At 68.0% G+C, this 22005-nt stretch carries 16 protein-coding genes and 2 pseudogenes; 6 read left to right on the forward strand and 12 right to left on the reverse strand.

The genetic code is table 11. From position 1 onward, the window contains the following. Positions 1-1053: 1053 nt before the first annotated feature. From AC1DO7_RS20725 to AC1DO7_RS20750, 6 genes are all read right to left on the reverse strand, one after another. The gene (locus AC1DO7_RS20725; RefSeq protein ID WP_441618728.1) at positions 1054-2607 is read right to left on the reverse strand and encodes a malonate--CoA ligase; all 1554 of its coding nucleotides are present in this window, start codon (positions 2605-2607) and stop codon (positions 1054-1056) included. Between the two features lie 132 nt (positions 2608-2739). Continuing rightward, positions 2740-3522 (reverse strand): enoyl-CoA hydratase/isomerase family protein, encoded by a 783-nt coding sequence (locus tag AC1DO7_RS20730; RefSeq protein ID WP_441618687.1) that lies wholly within the window; start codon positions 3520-3522, stop codon positions 2740-2742. 28 nt (positions 3523-3550) lie between these two features. After that, positions 3551-4537: a Bug family tripartite tricarboxylate transporter substrate binding protein gene (locus tag AC1DO7_RS20735; RefSeq protein ID WP_441643597.1), complete on the reverse strand. Its 987-nt coding sequence runs from the start codon at positions 4535-4537 to the stop codon at positions 3551-3553. Between the two features lie 114 nt (positions 4538-4651). Then, positions 4652-6142 carry a malonyl-CoA decarboxylase domain-containing protein gene (locus tag AC1DO7_RS20740; protein ID WP_441618690.1) on the reverse strand — a complete coding sequence of 497 codons (1491 nt, stop codon included), beginning with the start codon at positions 6140-6142 and terminating at the stop codon, positions 4652-4654. A gap of 29 nt (positions 6143-6171) precedes the next feature. Beyond that, entirely contained in the window at positions 6172-6963 is a 792-nt protein-coding gene (locus tag AC1DO7_RS20745) for a GntR family transcriptional regulator (protein WP_441618692.1), read from the reverse strand. Between the two features lie 295 nt (positions 6964-7258). After that, positions 7259-8431 carry a CaiB/BaiF CoA transferase family protein gene (locus AC1DO7_RS20750; RefSeq protein ID WP_441618693.1) on the reverse strand — a complete coding sequence of 391 codons (1173 nt, stop codon included), beginning with the start codon at positions 8429-8431 and terminating at the stop codon, positions 7259-7261. A 176-nt stretch (positions 8432-8607) separates the two neighbouring features. Between AC1DO7_RS20750 and AC1DO7_RS20755 the strand changes: the two genes are divergently transcribed. Both AC1DO7_RS20755 and AC1DO7_RS20760 read left to right on the forward strand, forming a co-directional pair. After that, positions 8608-9594, forward strand: coding sequence for a LysR substrate-binding domain-containing protein (locus AC1DO7_RS20755; RefSeq protein ID WP_441618695.1), 987 nt, complete (start codon positions 8608-8610; stop codon positions 9592-9594). A gap of 165 nt (positions 9595-9759) precedes the next feature. Next, positions 9760-10600, forward strand: a pseudogene (locus AC1DO7_RS20760) (Bug family tripartite tricarboxylate transporter substrate binding protein). 27 nt (positions 10601-10627) lie between these two features. Here the strand turns inward: AC1DO7_RS20760 and AC1DO7_RS20765 are convergent. From AC1DO7_RS20765 to AC1DO7_RS20775, 3 genes are all read right to left on the reverse strand, one after another. Next, positions 10628-12475, reverse strand: a complete 1848-nt coding sequence (locus AC1DO7_RS20765) for a cytochrome P450 (protein WP_441618699.1) — start codon at positions 12473-12475, stop codon at positions 10628-10630. 273 nt (positions 12476-12748) lie between these two features. Then, a complete protein-coding gene (gene lgt / locus AC1DO7_RS20770; RefSeq protein WP_441618700.1) occupies positions 12749-13561 on the reverse strand; it encodes a prolipoprotein diacylglyceryl transferase in 813 nt (270 codons plus the stop codon). Positions 13562-13624: 63 nt separating this feature from the next. Beyond that, positions 13625-14599, reverse strand: a complete 975-nt coding sequence (locus AC1DO7_RS20775) for a LysR family transcriptional regulator (protein ID WP_441618702.1) — start codon at positions 14597-14599, stop codon at positions 13625-13627. A gap of 234 nt (positions 14600-14833) precedes the next feature. On the opposite strand from AC1DO7_RS20775, the pseudogene ilvD reads away from it, so the two are divergent. Next, positions 14834-16189: pseudogene (ilvD, locus tag AC1DO7_RS20780) on the forward strand (dihydroxy-acid dehydratase); the annotation flags it as partial. 130 nt (positions 16190-16319) lie between these two features. Here ilvD and AC1DO7_RS20785 read toward each other — a convergent pair. From AC1DO7_RS20785 to AC1DO7_RS20795, 3 genes are all read right to left on the reverse strand, one after another. After that, entirely contained in the window at positions 16320-16913 is a 594-nt protein-coding gene (locus AC1DO7_RS20785) for a hypothetical protein (protein ID WP_441618706.1), read from the reverse strand. Continuing rightward, complete coding sequence (locus tag AC1DO7_RS20790) at positions 16910-17353, reverse strand: DNA polymerase III subunit chi (RefSeq protein ID WP_441618708.1); 444 nt, start codon at positions 17351-17353, stop codon at positions 16910-16912. The genes AC1DO7_RS20785 and AC1DO7_RS20790 overlap by 4 nt, the downstream gene beginning before the upstream one ends. Before the next feature lie 73 nt (positions 17354-17426). Next, the gene (locus AC1DO7_RS20795; RefSeq protein WP_441618710.1) at positions 17427-18977 is read right to left on the reverse strand and encodes a leucyl aminopeptidase; all 1551 of its coding nucleotides are present in this window, start codon (positions 18975-18977) and stop codon (positions 17427-17429) included. 136 nt (positions 18978-19113) lie between these two features. On the opposite strand from AC1DO7_RS20795, the gene lptF reads away from it, so the two are divergent. Genes lptF through AC1DO7_RS20810 form a run of 3 tightly spaced genes read left to right on the forward strand, consistent with a single transcriptional unit; the run spans position 19114 to position 21785 of the window. Continuing rightward, positions 19114-20235 carry an LPS export ABC transporter permease LptF gene (gene lptF / locus AC1DO7_RS20800; RefSeq protein ID WP_441618712.1) on the forward strand — a complete coding sequence of 374 codons (1122 nt, stop codon included), beginning with the start codon at positions 19114-19116 and terminating at the stop codon, positions 20233-20235. Then, a complete protein-coding gene (lptG, locus tag AC1DO7_RS20805) occupies positions 20232-21386 on the forward strand; it encodes an LPS export ABC transporter permease LptG (RefSeq protein WP_441618714.1) in 1155 nt (384 codons plus the stop codon). The genes lptF and lptG overlap by 4 nt, the downstream gene beginning before the upstream one ends. 9 nt (positions 21387-21395) lie before the next feature. Then, positions 21396-21785, forward strand: coding sequence for a sirohydrochlorin chelatase (locus AC1DO7_RS20810; RefSeq protein ID WP_441618716.1), 390 nt, complete (start codon positions 21396-21398; stop codon positions 21783-21785). The last annotated feature ends 220 nt before the right edge of the window (positions 21786-22005 follow it).

The following is a 22005-nucleotide window of genomic DNA, read 5'->3' on the forward strand; positions in this document are numbered from 1 at the left end:
TACGCCTGGGACTGTGGGCCTAGCGGCGCGGGCTTGGTAGCCCGTTCGCACACATGTAAGTGTCACTTTTCTTTTCTCGAAAAGAAAAGTAACCAAAAGAAAGCGATTCTTGCAGAAGGCTGGGCGCTCAGACTTTATGGGGGATGGTGGTTTCGTGGTGGGCGCGTTGGCTTCGGCTGGGCTGCTGACGCTGCCGGTTTGCTCGCCTGCGGCATCGCGGGTGGTGTCCGATTCGTGGTGGCGCTGCATGATGGCGATAGCCCAGGTGGTTCAGGCTGCTGCCGCGACCGGGGTGGATGGGCACGTCATGGCAACGGCGCTGGTTTCGTGGTGGGCGCGGTGGCCCCTGCTTGAGCTCGGTGCCTCATAGCTCGTGCCTAATAGCGCCAGCTTCAGAAGTGAGCCGGCACATTTGCGTACCGGTCCACCGCGCCCACCACGAAAACACGAGGGTGCCATGTCGGGGCCGCCCGAGCCGGTAGCGGCAGCAGCTTGAATGGCCTGGGCCTGGGCCTCGGCCATCATGGAGCCGTAACGTGAAACGGCCACATCCGGGTTGGCACCGCGGCCAGCGCCGGTAGCGGGCCCAATGGCACCGGCTTGAGAAGTAACCCAGCACACCCGCGCCCCGGTCCACCGCGCCCACCACGAAAACACGAGGGTGCTACTCCGTGGCCGCCCAAGCCGGTAGCGGCAGCAGCTTGAACTACCTGGGCCTCGGCCACCATGGAGCCGTAACGTGAAACGGCCACCTTCGGGATGGCACCGCGGCCAGCGCCGGTAGCGCCAGCAGTCCAGCCGAAGCCACGAGACCCACCACGAAACCAGCCTCAGACGAGAAGTCTGAGCGCCCAGCCCTCTGCAAGAGTCGCTTTCTTTTGGTTACTTTTCTTTTCGAGAAAAGAAAAGTGACACTTACATGTGTGCGAACGGGCTACCAAGCCCGCGCCGCTAGGCCCACAGCCGCGAGCACACTCTCACGCCTCTGAATGGCCAATCGAGCCCAAGCCGCCAGGCCCACAGACGTCCGAGAACGAAGCCAAAAGCACCCCCTTAACCCCCCCCAAACTGCACCCGCAACAAATTCTTCTGCACCTTCCCCATCGTATTGCGCGGCAGTTCATCGACGAGGTGCACCCGCTTGGGCACCTTGAAATTCGCGATGCGTCCCTTGAGCGAGCCGATCAGGCTGGACTCATCCAGCGCCGAGCCGGGCTTGCCCACCACCACGGCCACCACGGCCTCGCCGAAATCCGCGTGCGGCACGCCGATCACGGCGCTCTCCGCCACGCCGGGCATTTCGTCGATGAAGCTCTCGATCTCCTTCGGGTAGACGTTGTAGCCGCCGGAGATGATGAGGTCCTTGCTGCGGCCGACGATGGTCAGGTAGTCCTCGGGCACCTTGCGCTCGCCGGCCTGGCCGGCGATGGCGCCGCCGAAGCGGCCCACGTCGCCGGTCTTGAACCAGCCGTCGGCGGTGAATTCTTCCCTGGTCTTCTCGGGCATGCGCCAGTAGCCCTTGAACACGTTCGGGCCGCGCACTTCCACATTGCCGATCTCGCCGGACGCGCAGGGCTTGCCCTCGCCGTCGAACACGCGCACCTCGACGCCAGGCAGCGGCTTGCCGACGGTGCCGCCGATGCGCTCGCCGCCATCCGCCTCGTACGGATTGGAGACCAGCATCACCGTCTCGCTCATGCCATAGCGCTCCAGGATGGTATGGCCGGTGCGCTCGCGGAAGGCATCGAAGGTTTCCATCAGCAGCGGCGCCGAGCCGGATACGAACAGGCGCATGCGGCGGCAGGTGTCGTCGTCGAAGCGCGGCTCCTGCAGCATGCGCACGTAGTACGTGGGCACGCCCATCATCACCGTCGAGCGCGGCAGGAATTTCAGCACCTGCGCCATGTCGAGCCTGGGCGCCCAGATCATCTTGGCGCCGGCCAGCAGCGCGCCGTGCGAGGCCACGAACAGGCCGTGCACGTGGAAGATCGGCAGCATGTGCAGCAGCACGTCGTCGCTGCGCCAGCCCCAGTATTCGTGCAGCGTCTTCGCGTTCGATGCGAGGTTGCCGTGCGTGAGCATGGCCCCCTTGCTGCGGCCCGTGGTGCCCGAGGTGTACAGGATGGCGGCGAGATCGTCGGCACCGCGCGCCACCGTGCCAAAGGTGTCCGGCTTGGCGGCGGCACGCGCCAGCAGCGAGCCCGAGCGGTCATCGTCCAGCGTGAACACATGCCTGGTGCCGTGGCGGAACGCAACCTTGGAAACCCAGCCGAAGTTGGCGCTGCTGCACACCACCACCGCCGGCTCGGCGTTGCCGATGAAGTAGTCGATCTCGGCTTCCTGGTAGGCGGTGTTGAGGGGCAGGTAGACATAGCCGGCGCGCAGCGTGGCGAGGTACAGGAACAGCGCCTCGGGCGATTTTTCCACTTGCACCGCCACGCGCGCACCCTCGGGCAGCTTGAGCGAGGTCAGCAGGTTGGCCAGCTTGGCGGTGGCGCGATCGAGATCGTCCCAGCTGTAGTAGAGGCCATCGTGGGTTTCGATGCAGCAGGCGCTGCGGTCCGCCGGGAAGCGGGATTCGAACAGGGCGAACAGGTTAGCGTTCATGTTGCGGAAGATGTAGAACGGGATCGTCAATAACATTGGCAATCGATAGCCGAGGGCCAGGGCCGATAGCTCGAAAGATCAATGAAGCAAGATGAATGGGGAAATCAACAGCCGGCCATGATAGAGCCGCGGCTAGTGCCCGGTAAAGCGCGGCGCGCGGCGGGCCAGGAAAGCGGCCACGCCTTCGGCGTGGTCGGCGCTGTCGCCATAGCGAAAGTGCGCTTCCAGCTCCTGCGGGCCCAGCGGCGCCGGGGCGGGCGCGAGGCGCCGGATGCTCTCCTTGTTGATGCGCGCGGCCAGCGGCGCGCCGGCGGCGATGCGCGCGGCCGTTGCCGTCACTTCCCCGGCCAGCGCGGCAGCCGGCACCACGCGCGTAAGCAAGCCTTTCTCGCGTGCCTCGGCGGCATCGAACACCCGCCCTTCGAGCAGGATCTCCAGGGTCGTCGCGCGGCCGGCCAGCGCCAGCAGGCCGGTCAGTTCGCCCGGCGCCATCGGAAAACCGAGCCGGTTGATGGGCACGCCGAAACGGCTGTCGTCGGCGGCGATGCGCAGGTCGCAGTGGCAGGCGATCTCCAGTCCGCCGCCCACGCAAACCCCTTCGATCATCGCCACCGTGGGATGGACGCAGCCCGCGATGGCGGCCAGCGCCGGCGCGATCACCTCCACGTGATAGCGGCGCAGCGCGGCGGCATCGCCGCGCTCCTGCGGAAACTCGGCAATGTCGGCGCCGGCGGCAAAGTTGCCGTGCGCGCCGCGCACCACCACGCAGCGCACCGAGTCGTCCGCCGACAGGCCCGCGAAACCCTGCGCCAGCGCGCGCCACATCGCTACCGAGATCGCATTGAGCTTGCCTGCGTTCGCCAGCGTGACGGTGGCGACATCGCCGTCGCGCGTGAACTCCACCGTGCCGCTCATGCCCGTGCTCCAGCCATCGCCGTCCCCATCAGTCGATCTTGGCGCCGGACTGCTGCACCACCTGGGCCCAGCGCTTGATCTCGGCGCGCTGGAACTGGGCAAACTGTTCCTGCGTGTAGGCCGGCGTATCGGAGCCGTTGGCCAGCCAGATCTGCTTCATCTCGGGCGTGTTGAGCGCCTTCTCCACTTCGGCGTAGAGCCTGTCGACGATGTCCTTCGGCGTACCCTTGGGCACCCAGATCGCGTACCAGGTGGAGACATCGTAGTTGGGCACGCCGGCTTCGGCGGCGGTCGGCACGTTGGGGAAGGCGGCCGAGCGCTTGTTCGATGCGACCGCCAGCGCCTTGATGCGGCCGGCGCGGATATGCTGGGCCGACGAGCCCAGGCCGTCGAACACCAGGTCGACCTGGCCGGCGATCAGGTCCGACAAGGCCGGGCCCGCTCCCTTGTAGGGAATATGCGTGATGAAGGTCTTGGTCTGCAGCTTGAACAGCTCGCCCGCCAGGTGGTGGGAGGAGCCGTTGCCGGCCGAGCCGTAGTTGAGCTTGCCGGGATTCTTCTTGGCGTCGGCGATCAGTTCGCCCAGCGTGTTGGCCGAGACCTTGGTCGGGTTCACCACCACCACCTGCGGCGGCTGCGCGATCACCGTGACGGGAATGAAGTCCTTCTCGATGTCGTAGTCGAGCTTCTTGTAGAAGGACGGCGCGATCGCATGATGGGCGCCGCCGATGAAGACCGTGTAGCCGTCCGGCGCGGCCTTCGCCGCGATGCTCGCGCCCACCGTGCCGCCGGCGCCGCCCCGGTTGTCGATCACGAACTGCTTGCCCAGCTGCTTGGAGAGCTGCGCGGTCAGCGGGCGGGCGAAGGCATCGGTGCCGCCGCCGGCCGGGAAAGGCACGATCACGGTGATCGGCTTGGACGGCCAGGTATCGGCCTGCGCCGCGGACGCGGCCACGCCAAGGCTCGCGCCCAGTGCGCAGGCCAGCCCTGCCAGTTGGAACTGACGACGATTCATTGCTCTGTCTCCTCTCTCTTCTGCTGCGGAAAGTCAAACGATAGAACTGCGAAAAACTGCGGGGAAGTGCTGGATGGCCCGACGAAGAAAACCTTGTTCACGACCTGACCAGGGTCACAACAGCTTGCCGACGGATCTGCTGATGCGCGGGTTGCCATTGCCAAGGCGAGCTAGATTGTCGTCGAGCGCCTCGGGCACGTAAAGGTAATTCACCATCATGCCGCACGACTGCGCGCGGCCCTTGCGCGAGAGGTCGGCGGCCCAGTTCAGGCGCTCCACGCAGGCGCCGTTGCCAAGGTGGAAGCGCGCCACGGGATCTGCCGGCAATGCCTGGTGGCGCTCGCGCACCAGGAAATGCGCGGCCAGCGCCAGCGCGGTATCGCGCTGCACCGCATCCTCCCTGGCGTGCTTGCCATCCACGGACTGCGCGGCGTCGGCGTCCGCTCCGGGCGCCAGCGCCGCCAGCCAGCCGGCGCCGTCCGCCGGCGGCTCGCCGTGGCGCTCGCGCCAGCGCGCCAGGCGTTTGTCGCCCAGCACCTTGGCCACCGCCGCGCCGTCGCGCTTGCGCAGCCAGTCGGCAAAGCCGGGAATCGGCGACAAGGTGGCAAACTGCTTGAGCTTGGGAAACTCGCGCTGCAGTTCCTCGATCACGCGCTTGAGCAGGAAGTTGCCGAAGCTCACGCCGCACAGCCCCGCCTGCGTATTGGAGATCGAATAGAAGATGGCCCATTTCACGCGGCGCAGGTCTTCCACCGGCGCGGCTTCGTCAAGCAGCGCATGCACGTTGGCCGCCATCTCGGGCACGAAGGCCACCTCGACGAAGATCAGCGGCTCGCGCGGAATGCGCGGGTGGAAGAAGGCGTAGCAGCGGCGGTCGGAATCGAGCCGGTTGCGCAGGTCGGCCCACGAGGAGATCTCGTGCACCGCCTCGTAGCGGATCAGTTTCTCCAGCAGCGAGGCCGGCGAGTCCCAGGTGATCGGCTGCAACTCCAGCAGCCCCACGTCGAACCAGTTGGAGAACAATGCCTCGAGATCGTCGTCGAGCGGGCGCAGGCCCGGCATGCGCTTGTGCCAGCGCAGCATGTCGGCGCGCAGGCCGATCAGGAAATGCAGCCCGCACACGCTGGCGTCCTGCTGCTGCCCGTGCAAGGCGGCCAGCCGCTTGAAGAAGCGGATGCGCGCATTGGACAGCGCCTGCGACAAGCCCGACGCGGCGCCGGCATTGCCGCCGGCCTCGCCGGCCTCGCTGCCGCTGGCGGCCACTTCGGCCAGCACGCCGAGCATGGCCTGCCGCGCCTCGTCGCCCGCCGCCTCGTACTCCGCGCGCCACGACTGCGCGGCGGCATTGGCGGCGCCATCGGTCAGGCGCGCGTCGAAGCACTGGCGCAGCTGCTCGCGCTGCCGGCGCAGCACGCGCGCCGGCAGCGCCGCCGGGGTGGCACCGGTCCTGGCGTCGGCCCTGGCGCCTGGCTTGGCGTTGCCCGCGGTATCGCGATCGCCCTTGCGGCCCCACCAGCGGCCGAAGCGCGACAACAGGGTTTCGCCCGAAGGCTCGGGACCGGCAAGAGGCGCACTGACTTTCTGTTCGCTGCTGAGGGCATCCATGGCGTACCTGCTATCGAACTGTCAAATGGTCAGACTTCGGGGGATCGGGCGATGGCAGGCTTGCCCGGCACCGCATCGGCGATGCCGGCCGCATCCTTGCCGGCAAGGCGCAAGCCGCCGCGACGCGACGCGCCGGCCGCGGCCGGTTCGGCCGGCGCGGTGCCGGCCTGCTGCTCCGCCACGTCGAGCGCCCTGAGCGCGCCGCGCTGGCGCAGCAGATGGGTCTTCATCAGCGCCTCCGCGCCCTCGGAGTCGTGCGCCTTGAGCGCCGAGAACACCGACAGGTGCTCGGCGCAGGACTCGCGGATGCGGCCAGGCAGCTTCAGGCTCTTGTGGCGCGACAGCCGCAGCACCTTGCGCAAGTCGCTGATCAGGCCGGACAGCCAGCGGTTGCCCGCCAGCCTCTGGATCGCTTCGTGGATCTGGTAGTTGGTTTCGTAGTAGGCGTCGATATTGCCGGCCTGCGCGTATTGCGCCAGCTCGGCGTGGAGACTTTCGAGCGCCTCCAGGTCGGCGGCGCCGGCATTGCGTGCGGCCTCGAAGGCGCAGCGCCCTTCCAGCAGCGCCATCAGCGGGAAGATTTCGTCGAGATCCTGCTCGGACAGCGCATTGACGAAGCAGCCGCGGCGTGGTTCCAGCCGCACCAGGCCCTCGGCCGCCAGCACCTTGAGCGCTTCGCGCATCGGCGTGCGCGAGATCCCCATCGATTCGGCCACGCTGGCCTCGTCGATCCACGCGCCGGGCATCAGCGCATGCTCGTCGATCATGGTGCGCAGGCGCTCCGCGACTTCGAGATACAGGGCCTGCTGGATGATGCGCATGAAACGCTCCGGCGGGAAAAGGGCGATGGCATCGGGGTCACGGCAACGCCATGCGTGGCGGGGCTCAGCCGTCCCAATAATTCATAATTATGAATAATAGGGGCGTGAAGACAACAAAAATCGATGTTGCATAGCCGCATGCAGGATAGGCTTCGTCAGCGGAGGGATCGACGGCCGGGCGCCGGCCCCTCGGCCGCGGGTGCCACCGCGCACTCGAAATCGACGAAGACCGCATCCAGGCCCGGACCGGCCGCGCGGCCGATGCGCGCCGGCCCCTCGCCGGCAGCGGGCGCGCTCAGACCGCGCCCGCGCCCTGCAGCGCCTGCACCTGGCCGGGGGTCCAGCCCAGTTCAGCCAGCACGGCGGCGGTGTGCTCGCCAACCGCCGGCACCGGGTCCATGCGTGCATCCTGCGTGCCGGGCGGCAGCAGCGCGGGCACCGGGCCCGCGGGCGTGGCGACCTGGCGCCAGCGCTGGCGCGCCGCAAGCTGCGGATGCGCCCAGACATCGGCCATGGTGTTGACCCGCGCATTGGCGATGCCGGCCGCATCGAGGCGCGCCGTGACCTGCTCGGCGCTCAGCGCGGCGAAGGCCTGTATGATGCGCGCGCGCAGCGCGGCACGGTTCGCGCTGCGCCGGGTGTTGTCGGCATAGTCGGCATGCGTGGCGAGCGCGGGATCCTCCAGCACGCGCTGGCAGAACGTACTCCATTCGCGCTCGTTCTGCAGGCCCAGCATCACGGTCTTGCCGTCGCCGGTGGGGAACGGGCCATAGGGATAGATGGTGGCATGCGCGGCACCGGCGCGCGCAGGCGGCTCGGCGCCATCGAACGCGTAGTAGAGCGGAAAGCCCATCCACTCCACGGTGGATTCCAGCATCGAGATATCGATGCGCTTGCCGCGACCGGTCTGGCCGCGCTCGATCAGCGCCGCCAGGATATTGCTGTAGGCATACATGCCGGCCGCGATATCGGCCACCGAGGCGCCGGCCTTGGCGCCTTCCTCCGGCGTGCCGGTCACCGAGACAAAGCCCGATTCGCTCTGCACCAGCAGGTCGTATGCCTTCTTGTCGCGGTAGGGGCCGTCGGCGCCATAGCCCGAGATATCGCAGACGATCAGGCGCGGGAAGCGCGCGCTCAGCGCCTGGTAGTCGAGCCCGAGCCGCGCCGCCGCGCCCGGCGCCAGGTTTTGCACCAGCACGTCGGCGCGCGCCAGCAGTGCATCCAGCACCGGCGCGGCGAGCGCATGCTTGACGTCCAGCGTCACGCTTTCCTTGGAGCGGTTGGTCCACACGAAATGCGAGGACAATCCGCGCACGCGGCCATCGTAGGCGCGCGCGAAATCGCCCGTGCCGGGGCGCTCGATCTTGATCACGCGCGCGCCGAGGTCGGCCAGCTGGCGGGTGCAGAATGGCGCGGCGATCGCCTGCTCCAGGGAAACAACGGTGATGCCTTGCAGCGGTTGGGACATGGCTGGATGCGTGGGTGCGCTGGTACGTGGATGAATGCCGGCGCGCGAACATGCGAACCCGGCCGGCCAGCCCACAATCTAGCCTTGGCTGCGCCCCTTGGGAAATAGGGAATGCCGAGGCGGCCATAAGTGGAATGAATACCTCACACCCGTAACGCAGAAGCAAGGGACACCCGATGGATATCCGCTCCATGCGCTACTTCGTAGCCATCGTCGACCATGGCAGCCTGACCCGCGCGGCCGAAGTGGCGTGCGTGGCGCAGCCCGCGCTGAGCCAGCAACTGGCCGCGCTCGAGGCAGAGTACGGCGTGCCGCTGGTGCACCGCGGCCCCAAGGGCGTCAAGCCCACCGAAGCCGGCAAGACCCTGTACCGGCACGCGCGCACCATCCTCAAGCAGGTGGAGAGCGCCGGGGCCGACGTGCGGGCTGCGGGCGCCGAAGTCACCGGCGCGGTCGCCATCGGCCTGCCTACCACCGCCGCCGCGGCCTTTGGCATGCCGCTGATCAGGGCGGTGCGGGCGCGCTATCCGCAGGTGCGCCTGCAACTGTTCGAAAGCATGAGCGGCTACATCTCGGAGCTGCTCAACAACAACCGGCTCGACTTCGCCATCCTGTTCCGCGACACCGCCTCCCGCGCGGTCGAGCCGGAGATGCTGGCGAGCGAAGCGCTGTACCTGGTCGGTACCCCGCCCGGGCCCGCCGGACCGGTGCAAGGCGCCGCCGGCAGCGGCCGCCGTCCGGCACGCACGCGCCGCGACACCATCGCGCTCAGACAACTGGCCGGCGTGCCGCTGGTCCTGCCGAGCGGCTCGCAGGGCTTGCGCGAGGTGATCGAACGCAGCTTCGCGCAGGCAGGCCTCGCGCTGAACGTGGTGGCCGATCTGGATTCCCTGCCCTTCCTGCTGGCCTGCGCGCGCGAAGGGCTGGCCTGCACCATCCTGCCGGCCTCGGCGGTGGACCCCGGCGACGCCGCCATGCCCACGCGCCTGATCGTGCCCGAACTGCGCCGCACGCTGTCGCTGTGCTGGCCGCGCGCGCTGCCGCGCACGCGCGCGGCGCAAGCCGTGGCGGAGATCCTGCGCGAGATCGTCGACGCGCGCATCGCCCAGGGCGGCTCGCTCAAGCTCGCGCCGGGCACCTTTGAGCCAGGCGTGCCGGAATAAATAAAACTTATGGCGGTAGTCGGCGATTGAATTTCCCCGGCACATTCCCCTGATGTAGAGTCGTTGCCAGCAAAGGCAAGGCGCAGCCGTCAGCCCTGCGAAGCGAAAAGCAGAACGCAGAAGGCAGAGGCAGGCGCGCCGCCATCACAACAATGAGGAGACACCATGCAACGCACCCGCCATGTCCTGGCCGGCATCGCCGCGGCGATTTCGCTGTTCGCCGGCACTGCCGCGCAAGCCGAGGGCTACCCTGCCAAACCCATCCAGATGATCGTGCCCCTCGGCGCCGGACGGCTACACCCTGCTGATGACCATCAGCAGCACCCAGGCCATCAATCCCTCGTTGTACCGGCAGGTGCCGTTCGACCCGGTGCGCGATTTCGAGCCGATCTCGCCGGTGGCGAGCGTGCCCAATGTGCTGGTGGCCAATCCCGCCTTCCCCGCCAGGACCCTGCCCGAGCTGATCAGCATGGCCAAGGCCAAGCCCGACTTCTACCGCTATGCCTCGGCCGGCAACGGCACGCTCAACCACCTGCTGGGCGAGATGCTCAACAGCATGGCCGGCATCAAGCTGGAGCACGTGCCCTACAAGGGCGTGGCGCCCGCGCTCAACGACGTGCTCGGCAACCAGGTGCCGCTGGCCTTCGCCAGCCTGCCCTCGGTGCTGGCGCATATCAAGGCCGGCAAGGTGCGCGCGCTCGGCGTCAGTTCGGCCAGGCGCTCGCCGTTCGCGCCGGACATTCCGGCCATCGGCGAGACCGTGCCGGGCTATAGCGGCGACCTCTGGGTCGGCCTGTTCGCGGTCAAGGGCACGCCCAGGGAAGTCACGCAGAAGCTCGCGCAGACCATGCAGGCCGCGCTGGCCGACAAGACCCTGCGCGACAAGCTGGCGGCGCAAGGCGCCGAAGTGCTCTCCGGCACGCCGCAGCAGTTCGCCGCCATGCTCAAGGCCGACCTCGACAAATGGGCGGTGATCGTGAAGAAGTCCGGGGCCCAGGTGGACTGAGCCCCGGCAGCCACGCTGCCGGTCCGGCTAGCGCGCGGACAGCACCACCCGCAGCGCCGTCGGCATCATCGTAAAGACAAAGGCCTCTCCCACCGGCCCAGATCCGGGCGCATGCCTGACGTCAAAGCGCTGGCAGACCATGGAGATGGCCGCCTTGGCCTCCAGCAAGGCGAGGTTGCGCCCCGGACACAAGCGCGGTCCCGAGCCGAACGGCACGAAGCCGCTGCGATGCCGGGCCGCGGCCGCCGTGCCTTGCAGCCAGCGCTCTGGCCGGAACTCGCGGGCGGCGGGGAAATTGCGCTCCTGCAGCACGCCCGGACGGTTCAGCAGCACCAGCAGCGTTCCGCGCGGCACGCGCACGCCGCCGATCTCCACGTCTTCGTTGGGTTCGAGAAAGAAGAACGGCGCCACCGGCTTGAGCCGCAACGATTCGTGCGCGACCGCCTCCACGTACACGAGCCTGGCGGCATCGCCCATGTCTTGCAGGATGTCGGCCTGCCCCAGCACTGCCGCCACTTCCTCCTGCATCCTGCGCTGGACGTCCGCATGGCAGCACATGAAATGCATCATCCAGGCCACCGTGTTGGCGGTCGTATCCTCGCCCGCCACCAGGATCGTGAAGATATTCGCGAACAGCTCCTCGTCATCCAGTGGCGCCTGTCCCGCGGCCTGGGCCACCAGCATCGCTTCCAGGAAGTTGGACGGGCGTCCGGCCAGTTCGGGCGCCTGCGCCAGGCGCTGGCGGGCCGCGGCCACGAACTCGCCGATGGTCTGGCGGATCTCGGCCCTTGCCCGGTCGAAGGCGCGGTCGGCCGGCAGGCGGAGATAGTGCCAGTACGGAAATGGCGCATTGATGCGCCGGTTCACCATCGGCAGGATCTGCTCGAGATGCCGCTGGATGACCTCGCCTTCGCGCTCCAGCGTATTCATGTCGTAGCCGAAGGCCAGTGCGGTCGTCACATCCACCGTGTACAGCATCAGGTCCTGCTGCACGTCGACCGCGCGCCCCTGCGCAGCGGCGGATTCCCAGCGCCGCTGCAGCCTGCGCGTGACCTTGGCCAGCATGGGGAAGAAATCGCGCAGCCGGTGCGCATCGAGCGCCTGCGCCACCGGCCGGCGCTGCCTGCGCCACGCTTCGCCCTCGGCGGCGAACACGCCGAGCGCGCCCATCTCGGAGGCCACCGCCTCGAGCGCGCCGAGGCGACGATAGGTCGCGGGCCTGTCGCGCAGGATCTTGTCGATCCATGCCCCCTCGGCGATCACCAGAGCCGGGCGGTTCATCAGGCGGATGCGGTAAAGCGGGCCAAACTCGTCGCACCACCGCTCGAACACCAGGTGCATCCGCCGCTGCGCCCACAGCAGCTGCAGCGTGCTGCCCAGCAAGGGCAGGCCCTTCGGCCCGGGAAGCGCCGAGAGCGGCCGCGGGCCAGCGCCTGGCGCCGCGGATGGCGGCGCCACCTGCCGGTCAGCCTGCCCGTCCGCCTCCCTGTCTGCCTCCCTGTCTGCCTCCCGGCATTGCCAGGCAAGAACCTCGTCGCGGTCCACGCTGACCCCGCCGTCCTCGACGAAGGCGGCGAACCGCTTCAGGCAGACCCCGGGCTGGTCCACGGCATTTCCCGAGGCGCAGTCGAAGCGCCAGCCGTGCCCGCGGCAGGTCAGCACGCCGTTGTCGATGACGCCCTCGGCCAGCAGCGTGCCCCGGTGCGGGCAGTGCCCCTGGTAGACCGCCGCGCCGCCGCCATGTCCGATCACGACCAGATCCACGCCGTCCACCCGGGCGGGCAGCACGGCATCGTCCCGCAGGTCCGCCGTGGCAGCAAGGCGCACCCGCTTCGCAGACGCCGCCGGTGCCGCCGCCTCACGCGCCATTTCCATCGCTGTCTCCCCTGGCCCCGCCTCGGGCCGGACGGCGTGCGCCGCTGGCCGGGGTGTGGCAGACGGCGCGCCTGAAGGCAAGCATATACACCGCCGGCGGCCCCGCCCAGGGGCCGTTGGCGCGCAAGCCGGAGCCGCCCTGTCGACATCGCGCGGCCATCACATCCGCGCCGTCCACGCCGTCGCAAGCGACGGCTCTTGCCTGGACGAACATGGGGGAGCCCCATGAAAAAAGCGGGCCGAAGCCCGCTTTCTCCAGTCCGCGGCCGGCGCTTACCGCACCTGGGCCCGCGCCGCATCGCCCCGGCGATTGGCCCACACCAGTATCCCCACGCCCGCCAGGATCATCGGCAGGCTGAGCCACTGCCCCATCGAGAAATTCAGCGCCAGCAGGCCGAGGAAGTTGTCCGGCTCGCGCGCGAACTCGGCCAGGAAGCGGAAACCGCCGTAGCCGATCAGGAACACGCCCGAGACCGCGCCCATCGGGCGGGGCTTCCTGGCGAACAGCCACAGGATGATGAACAGCGCCACGCCTTCGCCGGCGAACTGGTACAGCTGCGACGGATGGCGCAGGATGTTGTCGCCGGCCTGCGGGAAGACCATGCCCCACGGCAGGTCGGTGGGCCGGCCCCACAGCTCGCCGTTGATGAAGTTGCCGATGCGCCCGGCCGCCAGGCCGCACGGGATCATCGGCGCGATGAAGTCGGTCACTTCCATCCAGTGCCGGCCGCGCAGCCTGGCGAACAGCCACATCGCCACGATCACGCCGAGAAAGCCGCCGTGGAAGGCCATGCCGCCTTCCCATACCTTGAGGACTTCGAGCGGGTGCGCGAGGTAGTAGTCGGCCTTGTAGAACAGCACGTAGCCCAGCCGCCCGCCCAGGATCACGCCCAGCACGCCGAAGAACAGCATGTCGTCGAGGTCCTTGACGGTCCAGCCTTGCGCGGCGATATGCGGCTGGCGGATGCGCAGGCGGCCGAACCACAGGAACATGATGAAGCCGGCCAGGTACATCAGCCCGTACCAGCGGATGGCGAGCGGACCGAGGTGAATGGCGACCGGGTCGAATTGCGGGTGAATCAGCATGTTTGCCGTGAATTAGGGTTGTAGGTTCGCGCCGCGCACGCGCGGCGCGTGGCCGCGCCAGGATCAGGCGGCGGCCGCGTCCGGCTTTATGCCAGCCTTTTGCGTCACAGTCATGGCAGACGCGAGCGCGCCGGCGATCTCGATGAAGGAGCTCAGCACCGGGCTCACGCTGCCGGCGCCGGCCTCGCGCCAGACCAGCCCGGTCTCGATATCCGGCCCGGCGTCGCGCAACGGCAGGTAGGACACACCGGTGCGGCGAAGGTTGCACAGCGAAGCCGGCACCAGCGCCACCCCCATGCCGGCGGATACCAGGCTGACGATGGTCTGCATCTGGATGGCCTCCTGGGCAATCACCGGCGTCAGGCCTTCGCGCGCATAGCAGCCCGTAATGATGTCATAAAACGCCGGCGCGCTTCTGCGCGGGAAGATGATGAGCGGCTCGCCAGCCGCCTCGCGCAGCGAGATGCCCTGCCCCGCGTCCCTGCCGTCGTGGGCCGCGCCCTGCGCTCGCCAGCCCTGCGGCACGGCCATCACCAGCGGCTCGCGCACCAGTGGCAGGTAGGACACGCCGTGCGGCATGGCCGGCAATTGCGGGCGGATCACCAGGCCGGCGTCGATGGCGCCTTCCATCAGCGCCTCGAGCTGGATATCGCTGGTGGCTTCGCGCAATTGCAACTGCACATTGGGATGGCGCGCGCGGAAGCGCCGCAGCAGGTCCGGCAGGATGCCGTAGTCGGCGGTGCTGACAAAGGCCAGCGAGAGCGTGCCCGCCTCGCCGCGCGCCAGGCGCTGGGCCAGCCCGGGCAGCGCGGCGGCATCGGCCAGCACGCGGCGCACCTCGGGCAGCCATTGCTGGCCCGCGGGGGTGAGCGCCACCGAGCGGCGCGTGCGCAGGAACAGTTGCACGCCGATCTCCTCTTCCAGCGCCTGGATCTGCTGGGACAGCGGCGGCTGGGTCATGGCCAGGCGCCGCGCGGCGCGGCCGAAATGCAACTCTTCCGCCACCGTGACGAAGTACCGCAACTGGCGCAGGTCCAATTGGTCTCCTGATATGTTTTTCGACTCAATAGAGGTTGAATAATATATTTGACACGATAAAACGCAAGCGGCATGCTGTCGCCCACAACATGGCAGGCGCCTGCCCGGCGCTCAGTCAGCTGAGCGGCCCCCGCAGGCCGGCACCCCATCCCCCGGAGATTCCCATGGCATACAACAAACGCTCGCAAAACATCACGCAAGGCGTGGCGCGCTCCCCCAACCGCTCGATGTACTACCGCGACGCAGGGCCAGTGGATGGACGGCGTGGTCGTGATCGGCGGCTGCGACAAGAACATGCCGGGCGGCATGATCGCGCTGGCGCGCACCAATGTGCCGGGCATCTATGTCTACGGCGGCACCATCAAGCCGGGCAACTGGAAGGGCAAGGACCTGACCATCGTGTCCTCGTTCGAGGCCGTGGGCGAATTCACCGCCGGCCGCATGAGCGTGGAAGACTTCGAGGGTGTGGAGAAGAACGCCTGCCCGTCGTCCGGTTCGTGCGGCGGCATGTACACCGCCAACACCATGAGCTCCTCGTTCGAGGCGCTGGGCATGTCGCTGCTGTACTCGTCGACCATGGCCAACCCCGACCAGGAAAAGGTCGACAGCGCCGCCGAATCGGCTCGCGTGCTGGTCGAGGCCATCAAGAAGGACATCAAGCCGCGCGACATCATCACGCGCAAGTCGATCGAGAACGCGGTCTCGCTGATCATGGCCACCGGCGGCTCGACCAACGCCGTGCTGCACTACCTGGCGATCGCCCACTCGGCGGAAGTCGAATGGACCATCGACGACTTCGAGCGCATCCGCCGCAAGGTGCCGGTGATCTGCAACCTGAAGCCGTCGGGCCAGTATGTGGCCACTGATCTGCACAAGGCCGGCGGCATCCCGCAGGTCATGAAGATCCTGCTCAAGGCCGGCCTGCTGCACGGCGACTGCCTGACCATCACCGGCCGCACGCTGGCCGAGGAACTGGAAAACGTGTCCGACACCCCGCGTGCCGACCAGGACGTGATCCTGCCGATCGAAAAGGCGCTCTACAAGGAAGGCCACCTCGCCATCCTGAAGGGCAACCTGGCCGAGGAAGGCGCGGTCGCCAAGATCACCGGCCTGAAGAACCCGGTCATCACCGGCCCGGCCCGTGTGTTCGAAGACGAGCAGAGCGCCATGGACGCCATCCTGGCCGACAAGATCAACGCCGGCGACATCCTGGTGCTGCGCTACCTGGGCCCCAAGGGCGGCCCCGGCATGCCCGAGATGCTGGCCCCCACCTCCGCCATCATCGGCAAGGGCCTGGGCGAATCGGTCGGCTTCATCACCGACGGCCGCTTCTCCGGCGGCACCTGGGGCATGGTGGTCGGCCACGTCGCGCCGGAAGCGCACGTGGGCGGCAATATCGCCCTGGTGCAGGAAGGCGACTCGGTCACCATCGACGCGCACAAGCTGCTGCTGCAGCTCAACGTGAGCGACGAAGAACTGGCCAAGCGCCGCGCCAGCTGGAAGCAGCCGGCACCGCGCTACACGCGTGGCGTGCTGGCGAAGTTCGCCAAGCTGGCGTCGACGGCAAGCAAGGGCGCGGTGACGGACTGAGTCCGCGCAGACTGCCCCAGGCCTGAAGAAAAAAGCCCGCGAGAGATCGCGGGCTTTTTTTCGACTTCCGTTTGTTCTGCTCCCCCTGAGTCGGGAGAGTGTAAAACGTCGGGCAATCCGTCGCCCGCGCTCAGACCCCGCCCGGATCCCGTTCGATCTCTTCCAGCGTGGCGTCCAGCCATTCCACCAGCCGCGCCTCCAGCGCCTGCGTCAGCTCGGCGGCCAGCTGCGCGGTCAGCGGGGCCAGCCGCGATTGCAGCGTGGCTTCGGTGTGCGCCTCCACCACCTGCGGCCACTCGGTGCGAAAGCGCATCATCACGCGGGTCAGCAGTTCGCTGCGCACCGCGCGCAGTTCCTCGTCGCTCGGCGGCGCCGGCACGGCAGCATGGCCTGCCGCCGGCGGCAAGCCATGCCAGGCGGAATACGCACCCTCGAGCGCCGACGGGCTGGGCTGGCCCAGCAACGGCACTTCGGGTGCGGGCGTGGCCGCACCGGCTTCGCGCGGCACCACCACATGGGTGGCCGGGCCGGGCCAGGATGGTTCGTGGTCAATATGCGGCTGGGTCGCGCGATCGGCGACGGGGTGCGCGGGCACAGCTTGCGCGGTTTCGGCAGCAGCCTGCCGGGATGCATCGGCGGGAAGGTCGATGACCTCCGTGAGCAGGGGAATGCTGTCGTTGGGCCCGATGCGCGGGATCACGCGCGAGGTGGTGCGTTCGGTCATGCTGCCTCTCCCTTGCCCTGGCTGGCCTGCGCGATATCGTGGTGCGCCAGCGGATAGCCGCGCTCGCGATAGAGGCGGAAGCGCTCGCGCCCGGCGTCGCGGTCGGCGGCTTCGCTGCCCACCACTTCGATCATGCGCTCGAAACTGGCGAACTGCGCGGGCGGCTGCGTATCGAGGTTGATCAGCAACTGGTGGTGCGGCGCCTGGTCCAGCGTGGCGGCCAGCACGATCGGCGTCATCGCGGCTTGCGGGTGATCGACGCCGCAGTGCGGCAGGAAATCCAGCGCGGAGAATGTCCACAGGAGCGCATCGAGCTGCGCCAGCTGCTCCGGCGCGCCATGCACCACCAGCTTCTGGCCGGCGCCGTAGGCCTTGCGGATCAGGCGGCAGGCGTAGCCGAGCTTGTCGGGCACGTTGCTGTGGAAATCGATGCGCGTCATGGTCAAGGGCAATCCTCTTAATGCGGGAGGGGCGGCACGGTCCGGCGCCCGCAGGCACCGGACCGTGCCCGCCTCAGCCTGCGCGGTCCATCAGGAACTGCGCCAGCAGGGGCACCGGACGGCCGGTCGCGCCCTTGGCCGCGCCGCTCTTCCATGCCGTGCCGGCGATGTCCAGGTGGGCCCAGTCGTACTTCTCGGTATAGCGCGCCAGGAAGCAGGCCGCGGTCACGCTGCCGGCCGGGCGGCCGCCGATATTGGCCATGTCGGCGAAGTTGGACTTGAGCTGGTCCTGGTAGTCGTCGTCCAGCGGCATGCGCCAGGCGGTGTCCATGGCCTTGCGGCCCGCCTGCAGCAGCTGGTCGGCCAGGCCGTCGTTGCGCGCGTACAGGCCGCTGTTGACGTGGCCCAGCGCGATGATGCAGGCGCCGGTCAGCGTGGCCACGTCGATCACCGCCGCGGGCTTGAAGCGCTCCACGTAGGTCAGCGCGTCGCACAGGACCAGGCGGCCTTCGGCGTCGGTGTTGAGGATCTCGATGGTCTGGCCGGACATGCTGGTGACCACGTCGCCCGGCTTGGTGGCGTTGCCCGCGGGCATGTTCTCGCAAGTGGGCACCACGGCGATCACGTTCAGCTTGAGGCCCATCTCGGCCACCGCCTGCAGGGTGCCCAGCACGGAAGCCGCGCCGCACATGTCGTACTTCATTTCGTCCATGCCCTCGCCGGGCTTGAGCGAGATGCCGCCGGTATCGAAGGTGATGCCCTTGCCCACCAGCACCACCGGCGCCTGCTTGGCCGAGGCGCCGTCGTAGCGCAGCACGATGAACTGGGGCGGCTCGACCGCGCCCTTGGTCACGGCCAGGAAGGCGCCCATCTTGAGCGCTTCGATCTGCTTGCGGCCCAGCACTTCCACCTTGAGCTTGTGGCGCTTGGCGATGCCGCGCGCGGTGTTGGCCAGGTAGGTGGGCGTGCAGATATTGGAAGGCAGGTTGCCGAGGTCCTTGGTCAGCTCCATGCCGCTGGCGATGGCAGCGCCGCGCACCACAGCCTGGGCCGCTGCCTTGGCGTCGGCCGCATCCACGGTCAGCACCACCTTGCGCAGGCCGGTGGCCTTGTCCTTGCCATTGGCGGCGGCGCCGGCGCGCTTGAGCCCGGGATGGCGCTCCAGCAGGCGGTAGCCCGCCTCGCGGATCAGCGTGACGGTGGTGATCAGGCGCCAGGACAGGTTGGCGGCGTTGCCGGCCTGCTGGGGCGCCTGCTGCTGGGCCAGGCACCACAGCACATTGGACGCACGCGTGCCGGACAAGGCACGCAGCGCGGTGCGCACGGCCTCGGCGAAGGCCTTGTCGTTGAACTCGCCCTCCTTGCCCAGGCCCACCAACAGCACGCGGGCCGCGCCCACGCCGGCCACCTCGTGCAGCATCAGCTGCGTAGCGCGCTTGCCCTCGAAATCGCCGAGCTTGACGAGCCGCGACACCAAGCCCTTGGTGGCCACGTCGAGCGCCTTTGCCACACCGGCCAGGCTCTGTCCTTCAAACAGGCCCACCACGAGGCAATCGGTCTTGGTCGCCAGGAAACCATTTTGGCCAGCTTTGCTCCAATCCAAGGCTTTTGTGCTAAATTCCATCGCGCTTCCTTCCAGGGGCTCGTCCAAAGAAAGCTCCTATTATCCGCGATTTGCCGCCGCCGGTCCGCTATGCTGACTAGCAAGCCCACCGGCGCACCATCGCCCGCGCCGGCCGGCAGCCCGGAACCGACAACGCATGATCTTTCAACAAGCCTTGCGTCGCGAGCTCGCCTACACCGCCGGGGCGGTGTTCCTGGTCATGCTGACCTTCATGCTGACCTCGCTCGTGATCCGCATCCTTGGCATGGCCGCCAATGGCCAGGCCAGCCCGAACGACGTCCTGATGCTGATCGGCCTGGCCACCATCGGCTACCTGTCGATCCTGCTCTCCGCCACGCTGTTCATCTCCACCCTGATCGTGCTCACGCGCTGGTACAAGGATTCGGAGATGGTGGTGTGGTTCTCGGCCGGCATCTCGCTGCGCGACCTGGTCAAGCCCGTGCTGCAGTTCGCCGCGCCGTTCATCGTCATGTCGCTGCTGCTGGGCATGTTCGCGTGGCCGTGGGCCAACCAGCAGAGCGCCCTGTTCCGCGACCGCTTCGAGCAGCGCGGCGTGCTGTCCATGATCGCCGCCGGGCGCTTCATCGAGCCGGCCAAGGGCAACTACGTGCTGTTCATCGAAAGCATCGACGCCGACATGAGCCACGCGCGCAATGTCTTCGTGGCCAGCGCCGAAGCCGGCAAGATCGGCGTGTCGCTGGCCCACCAGGGCCAGTTCCGCACCATGCCCAACGGTGACCGCCTGGTCGTGATGGAAAACGGCCGCCGCTATACCGGCACCCCCGGCAAGCTCGATTACCGCATCGTCGAATTCGACCAGTACGCGGTCAAGGTGGACAACAAACCACCCGAGTCCGACGCCAGCCTGCCCACCAAGAGCCGCGACACCATCGACCTGCTGCGCAACCGCACCAATGAGAACCTGGGCGAATTGCTGTGGCGCATGTCGCTGCCGCTGCTGGCCTTCAACTTCGTGCTGATCGCCATTCCCCTGGCCTACGTCAACCCGCGCCTGGGCCGCTACACGCCGCTGGTGTTCGCGGTGCTGATCTACCTGACCTACAGCAACCTGATCAATCTCTCGCAATCCTGGGTGCGCTCCGGCTCCATCCCCTTCGCCATGGCCTGGTGGCCGTTCCACCTGATCGCCCTGCTGGGCGCGGTGATGCTGTTCCGTTATCGCCAGAACATCAGCCTGGGCGGCTGGCGCGCCGTGCTGGGGCTGCCGCGCAAGGCCGCCAAGGGTGGCCAGGCATGAGGGTATTGCGCGTCTACGAGCGGTATTTCGGCCGCCTGATCTACGGCGTCTTCTCCTTCATCCTGTTCGCCGTGCTGGCGCTGTTCGTGTTCTTCGACATGCTCAGCGAACTGGAAAGCGTGGCCGGGCGCTACACCTCGCTGGTGGCATTTTTCCACGTCATCCTGCAGGCGCCCACGCGCATCTACGAGGTGCTGCCGATCGCGGTGCTGATCAGCGCGATCTACGTGTTCTCGCAGCTGGCCAGCCAGTCCGAGTACACCATCTTCCGCGTGGCCGGCCTCAACACGCGGCAGGCGCTGTTCTCGCTGTTCAAGCTGGCGGTGCCGCTGGCCATCGTCACCTTCATATTCGGCGAGTTCATCGGCCCCAAGGCCGAGCAGTACGCGCAGAAGGTCAAGCTCGAGGCGCTCGGCGCCACGGTGTCGTCCGGCTTCCGCTCCGGCGTGTGGGTCAAGGACCGCGACCGCGACGCCGGCAAAGGCCACGAGGTCACCCGCTTCGTCAACGTGGCCGGCCTGCGTCCCGACCAGAGCATCACCGGCGTCACCATCTACGAGTTCGACGACCAGTACCGTCTCGGCGTGATCCGCGTGGCCAAGGAAGGCCGCTACCAGGGCAGCCAGTCCTGGCAGCTCAGCGACGTCACCGAGACGCACTTCCTGGAGCTGCCGCGCGGCGAGCCCGGCAAGGCCGATGCCCTGGCCCCGGTCTTCCGCGGCGAGCAGAAGAGCGTGGCTAGCATGACCATGCGCTCGGAACTGACGCCGCAGATCCTGTCGGTGCTGCTGGTCGAGCCGGAGCGCATGTCCACGCTGGACCTGTTCCGCTATATCCGCCACCTGCGCGACAACAAGCAGGACACCCAGCGCTACGAGATCGCCTTCTGGAAGAAGGTGATCTACCCGCTCACGCTGTTCGTCATGGTGGCGCTGGCCCTGCCCTTCGCCTACCTGCACGCGCGGGCCGGCGCGGTGGGCGTGAAGGTGTTCGGCGGCATCATGCTGGGGCTGTCCTTCCACCTGTCCAACACGCTGTTCTCGCACGTGGGCCTGCTCCATACCTGGCCGCCGATCGTCTCGGCGCTGATTCCCGGCACGCTGTACCTGCTGGTGGCGCTTGGCGCTTTGCGCTGGGTGGACCGGCACTAGGCCGCACTCATGAACGCCCCTGCCACTCCCGCCAAGGCACTGGTCCTGTTCGGCCACGGCGCGCGCGACGCGCGCTGGCGCGAGCCGTTCGACCGGTTGCACGCCAAGCTGGCGGCGGCCTTGCCCGACAGCACGGTGCGCCTGGCCTTCCTGGAGCTGATGGCGCCGTCCCTGCCTGACACGCTGGCCGAACTGGCCAACGGCGGCATTGCGGACATCACGGTGGTGCCGGTGTTCTTCGGCCAGGGCGGCCATCTGCGGCGGGATCTGCCGGCATTGCTGGACGATTGCCGGCAGAAGCATCCGGGGGTCGCGATACGCTGCGCGGCTGCCGTGGGTGAGGCGGAGAGTGTGTTGGATGCGATTGTTGGGTATTGCGTGGGGGCGGCGGGGGAGTAAGTTGTGTTGTGTGCTCGCGGCTGTGGGCCTAGCGGCGCGGGCTTGGTAGCCCGTTCGCGCACATGTAAGTGTCACTTTTCTTTTCTCGAAAAGAAAAGTAACCAAAAGAAAGCGATTCTTGCAGAAGGCTGGGCGCTCAGACTTCTCGTCTGAGGCTGGTTTCGTGGTGGGCGCGTTGGCTTTGATTGGGCTGCTGACGCTACCGGCGCTGGCCGCGCTG

This window comes from Cupriavidus sp. 05N40, assembly GCF_056397305.1.